The 1,284-nt window shown below is 40.4% G+C and carries 1 rRNA gene and 2 pseudogenes; all 3 read right to left on the bottom strand.

The window, feature by feature from the left end:
- A pseudogene (locus FTV30_RS16145) lies at window positions 1-90 on the bottom strand (transposase); the annotation flags it as partial.
- 36 nt (window positions 91-126) lie between these two features.
- Window positions 127-1,014: pseudogene (locus FTV30_RS16055) on the bottom strand (esterase-like activity of phytase family protein); the annotation flags it as partial.
- Between the two features lie 164 nt (window positions 1,015-1,178).
- Window positions 1,179-1,284 (bottom strand): 5S ribosomal RNA (gene rrf / locus FTV30_RS16050); the annotation flags it as partial.

Genomic DNA, 1,284 nt, shown 5'->3' with positions numbered 1-1,284 from the left:
AATTTCAAATTGTGCAGCTACCGCTCGAATAGAATAACCTTCCTCAAGCTTAGCTAAAATTTTACGTCTAAAATGTTCTGAATAACTCATTGCACCATTGTATTAGTTTTATAATGATTTGACTATAAATAACTGAAAATCACCAATTGCAGAGGCTTTCGAAGCCAACTCAAAATAATAGAAATTTCTAGTATAAACTTTCTTTTCCAGATCAAATTCTGAAATGATTAGTTGTGGCGTCGTGGCATTTAATAAAGGTTTTTCAAGTAAAGGATATAAATAGCGACCATTGGGGGAAATTGCCATACCTTCAAAGCCCCCACTCCGCTGTACCAAAGGTTCAATATAACCGGTAGTCCCCTTGTTTAGCTGATTTTGTGGAGATCTGAGTTCAGTTCCAGCTTCTAATGGATGCGCTAAAGCAATCGGCGGACTTTTTAATATTCCATCTGCACTAAAATGTAATAAATAAGGGCCAAATTCATCTCCAATCCAGATATCGCCATTGGGCGCGCGCTGCATAGATTCCGGATCAAAGTCAGCACCTGTCAATAAACGCTCTTGAGTATTCTGATGGACAATTTCAAAAGGAATCAGTTTGTTCGGATCACGAAGCTGAATATAAGATAAATGTTTGACAGTTGCTGTACCGCCCGCCTTGGTTCTGAAATCGCTAGAAAGATGATGCAAACGCAATAAATAATCAGAAGAATTATCTTGCGAGCTAAAGCCATTATCCGACATCACCAGATAAGTTCCATCCGGCTGCTTTAATGCAGCAGAAAAACCCTGTACAGGCTGGCCTGAAAATGGAGGAAAAATACCATTTGCCCCACGTACATCTCGTCCTGAATCAAGGCCTTCTGCATAGGTCTCTACATCCAGTTTGGCAAAAGACACCAAAGTTGGTTCAGTTACGCTTTCGATGGGCTGAAGGGTTTTATCATCGGATTCATTGCATGCCGTCAGAGCGAATACAGAGACCGCCAGCAAACTTAAAGAAATTTTTCTCATACGTCTATTCATCTTTTTATAAAGTCGACGTCTTATTTAATACAGTGTGAATGACAGGACAGTTGCGATGAGATGAAGTTTTAAGGACAGTTTTATCTTAATAATTATAAACCCCACACACAAAAAAACACCCCCTGCATAAGCAGGGGGTGTTTCGAATAATGAGCTGGCGATGACTTACTCTCACATGGGTAACCCCACACTACCATCAGCGCAAAGAGGTTTCACTTCTGAGTTCGGGAAGGGATCAGGTGGTTCACTCTTGCTATT

Origin of the sequence: Acinetobacter sp. YH12255, from assembly GCF_013417355.1 — a bacterium.
Classification (GTDB): Bacteria; Pseudomonadota; Gammaproteobacteria; order Pseudomonadales; family Moraxellaceae; genus Acinetobacter; species Acinetobacter pseudolwoffii.
Note: the sequence above shows the minus strand (reverse complement) of the source record. Positions and strands in the feature narration are given on the sequence as shown.